This window comes from Micrococcus sp. HMSC31B01 (genome assembly GCF_001816085.1).
GTDB classification, from domain to species: Bacteria; Actinomycetota; Actinomycetes; order Actinomycetales; family Micrococcaceae; genus Micrococcus; species Micrococcus luteus.
The window spans coordinates 1-3,629 of the sequence record NZ_KV824891.1; the positions used below are offsets into that span (position 1 = coordinate 1).

Consider the following 3,629-nt stretch of genomic DNA (forward strand, 5'->3'; position numbering starts at 1 on the left):
CGCGGGCGCAGCGCAGGCCGAGGCGGCCGTGGAGCGTGCCCGCCGCGCCCTGCGCGCCGGGATCGAGGCCGGCGTCGACCTGCTGGACACCGCGGACATCTACGGGGCCGGCCGCTCCGAGGAGACCGTCGGCCGGCTGCTGCACGAGCTGCCCTACGAGGAGCGCTCCGCCCTGAAGGTGCAGACCAAGTGCGGGATCGTCCTGCACGAGACGGACCCGGCCGGGCGGCGTCTGACCCGCTACGACTCCTCGCCCGAGCACGTGCGCGCCTCGCTGGAGGGCTCGCTGTCCCGCCTCGGCGAGCAGCGCGTGGACACCCTGATCATCCACCGGCCCGACGTCCTCACGCCCGTGGCCGACACCGTGCGCGCCTTCCTCGACGCGCGGGAGGCGGGCCTGGTCGGCAAGCTGGGCGTCTCCAACCTCGGCGTGGGCCGCGTCCTCGAGTTCCAGCGCGAGCTCGAGAGCCAGGCGGCGGACGGGACCGGGCTGGCGTGCGTCCAGGTCGAGCTCGGCCTGCACCACCGCACCCTCGTGGAGGCGGTCGTGCTCGCCAACCACCCGGACGCCCCCGCGGACGCCGACGCCGGGCGCCTCGGCCCGGTGTGCGCCGCGGAGGGGATCGAGCTGCAGGCCTGGGGTCCGCTGGGGCAGGGTCGGTTCAGCTCCGGCGACGACGGCGCGGCCGGCGTCGTCGGCGAGGTCGCGGCGGAGCTGGGCGTCAGCCGGGAGGCCGTGGTGCTCGCCTGGCTGCTGCGCCTGCCGTGGGGCGTGCGGCCCGTGATCGGCACCCAGGACCCGGAGCGCGTCGCCGCGTGCGCCGAGGCGGCCTCCGTGGCCGAGGCGATGGACTCCGCGCAGTGGCACCGCCTGTGGACCGCGGCGCGGGGCCGGCCGCTGCCTTGACGAGGCGCGACCGGCCGCGTGCCCTCCCGCCGGAGTGAGGCCTGTGTCACACTGGGACATGGACTTTGCGAACGTCGACCTCGTGACCCCCTGGATCCTCTACTGGCTGGCCTCACTGACCCTCGTGGTCGGCGGCACGCTCGTGGTCGTCGGCCTGTGGCGTGCCCGGCGGCACCGGCGCTTCGCCGCGACCCACGGCCGCAACCCGGAGATCGGACTCCTCGAGGACACCCGCACCCAGCGCGGGGTCGGGGCTGTCGCGCTCGCGGCCGCCGTCGCCCTCGGCGCGACGGGCGCCGTCCTGCACGTCCAGGGTCTGGACGCGTTCCGCGGCAACCTCGAGGCGAAGTACGGCTACACCGCGGTGGACCGCATCCGCCAGTCCGGCCCCGGCTTCGTGGCCGATCTGACCCAGGCCGACGGCACCGTGCTGCGCGACGAGATGGTCCTGCTGGAGTCCTCGGGCGAGCCCGTCGTCGGGGAGGACATCTTCGCCCGTCCGGTCGAGACGCGTTGACCTTCCCGCCCCGGCCCGTCGGGCCTGATGCCGCGTCGGGGGCCTCTGTTAGCGTCGCCGCGTGAGCACCTCGACCGTCCGTTCCGCCCCCGCGTCCACCTACCGGCTCCAGGTCAGCCCGGATCTGCCGCTGGAGTCCGTGGCCGGGCTCGTGCCCTATCTGCGGCGCCTGGGCGTGGACTGGCTCTACCTCTCGCCGCTGCTCGAGGCCGAGCCCGGCTCCGACCACGGGTACGACGTCGTGGACCCCACCCGGCTGGACGCCGCCCGCGGCGGGGCCGAGGGGCTGGACATGGTCGCGCGCGCCGCGCACGAGGCGGGCATGGGCGTGCTCGTGGACATCGTGCCGAACCACGTGGGCGTGGCCACGCCCCAGGCCAATCCGGCGTGGTGGGACGTGCTCACCCACGGTCCCGAGGCGGCGCATGCGGCGTGGTTCGACGTGGACTGGGCGGCCGGCGGCGGGTCCCTGCTCATCCCCGTGCTGGGAGACGGCCCTGACGGGGACGCGGACGCGGAACTGGACCGTCTCGTCGTCGACGCCGAGGGCGGCCGTCTGCGCTACTGGGACAACGTCTACCCCCTCGCCCCCGGATCGCTCGAGGCGGCCGAGGCGGAGACCGGGCTGCGCGCCGCGGAGGTCTTCGCGGCGGCGGACCCGGCGAAGGAGGCGACCGCGGAGCAGGTCCGCCTGGCCCGCGCCGTGCACGAGCGCCAGCACTACCGGCTGGTCGGCTGGCGCCGCGGCGACGCCGAGCTGAACTACCGCCGGTTCTTCACCGTCACCACGCTCGCGGGCGTCCGGGTGGAGGAGCCCGAGGTCTTCGACGCCGTCCATGCCGAACCCGCCCGCTGGGTCCGCGAAGGGCTCGTGGACGGGCTGCGCGTGGACCACCCGGACGGCCTGGCGGACCCGGCCGGCTACGCGCGACGCCTGCGCTCCCACGTGCTCCCGGAGGGCTACCTCGTGGTGGAGAAGATCCTCGAGCCCGGTGAGGCGCTGCCCGCGGACTGGCCCGTGGACGGGACCACCGGCTACGACGCGCTCGGCGAGGTCGAACGCGTCTTCATGCACCCCGAGGCCGCCGGCGATGCGGCCGAGGACGCGCGCCGTCGTCGGGAGTGGGACGAGGCCGTGGTGCGGGCCAAGCACGACGTGGCCACCGGCCCCCTCGCGGCCGAGACCGCCCGGCTGGTCCGGGAGGTCCGCGCCGTGCACGCCCTCGGTGCCCACCCGGACGAGGACGTGGCCGCCGCGTTCGCCGCTGTGCTGGCCCGGCTGCCCGTGTACCGCACCTACCTGCCCGTGGGCCTGGCCGTGCTCGAGGGCGCGCTGGCGGACGCGGCCGCGGCGGAGCCGGGCCTCGCCGACGTGCTCGGTGACCTGCGGCCCGAGCTGACCGACCCGGACTCGCCCGTGGCCCGCCGGTTCCAGCAGACCTCCGGCATGGTGATGGCCAAGGGCGTCGAGGACCGGTCCTTCTACCGGTACACGCGGTGGGCCAATCTGAACGAGGTCGGCGGAGACCCCTCCCACGTCGCCCTGTCCCTGGCCGACTTCCATGCCGCCCAGCAGGCGCGCCAGGCCGCCTGGCCGACGGCCATGACCACCCTGAGCACCCACGACACCAAGCGCGGTGAGGACGTGCGCGCCCGCATCGCCGTGCTCGCCGAGGAGCCCGACCGCTGGGCCGCCGAGCTCGCGGAGCTGAGGCGCCTCCACCCGCTCGGCCACCCCGACGCGGAGCGGCTGCTCTGGGAGTCCATCGTGGGCGTCTGGCCCACGGACGGCACCGCGCCGGAGGAGGAACGGATCCTCGGCTTCTTGCAGAAGGCCTCCCGCGAGGCGGCCCTGGCCACCACCTGGACGGACCAGGACCCCGAGTTCGAGGCCCGGCTCGCCGCGCTCGCCGCCGCCGTCACCTCCCCCGAGGGGCCTGCGCGGGGCGTGCTGCAGGCCGTCGCGGACCGTATCGCCGAGCCCGGCCTCGTGGTCCAGCTCGGCCACAAGCTCGTCCAGCTCGCCGCCCCCGGCGTCCCCGACGTCTACCAGGGCACGGAGGTGCCCTTCCCCACCCTCGTGGACCCGGACAACCGCCGCCCCGTGGACTTCGCGGCCCGGGCCGACCTGCTGGACCGCCTCGACGCCGGCCACACGCCCGGCCTCGACGACCCCGCCGCCGCCATGTCCGCCCTCGCCGGTGA

The 3,629-nt window shown here is 75.8% G+C and carries 3 protein-coding genes; all 3 read left to right on the forward strand.

What is annotated here, in order from left to right; genetic code table 11:
* Positions 1-907: aldo/keto reductase (locus tag HMPREF3105_RS01285; protein ID WP_070708591.1), on the forward strand; the 907-nt coding region annotated here is incomplete at its 5' end.
* A 58-nt stretch (positions 908-965) separates the two neighbouring features.
* Positions 966-1,424 (forward strand): hypothetical protein, encoded by a 459-nt coding sequence (locus HMPREF3105_RS01290; protein ID WP_020625726.1) that lies wholly within the window; start codon positions 966-968, stop codon positions 1,422-1,424.
* 61 nt (positions 1,425-1,485) lie between these two features.
* Positions 1,486-3,629, forward strand: a 2,144-nt coding sequence (gene treY / locus HMPREF3105_RS01295) for a malto-oligosyltrehalose synthase (RefSeq protein WP_070708592.1), incomplete at its 3' end; no start/stop codon positions are given.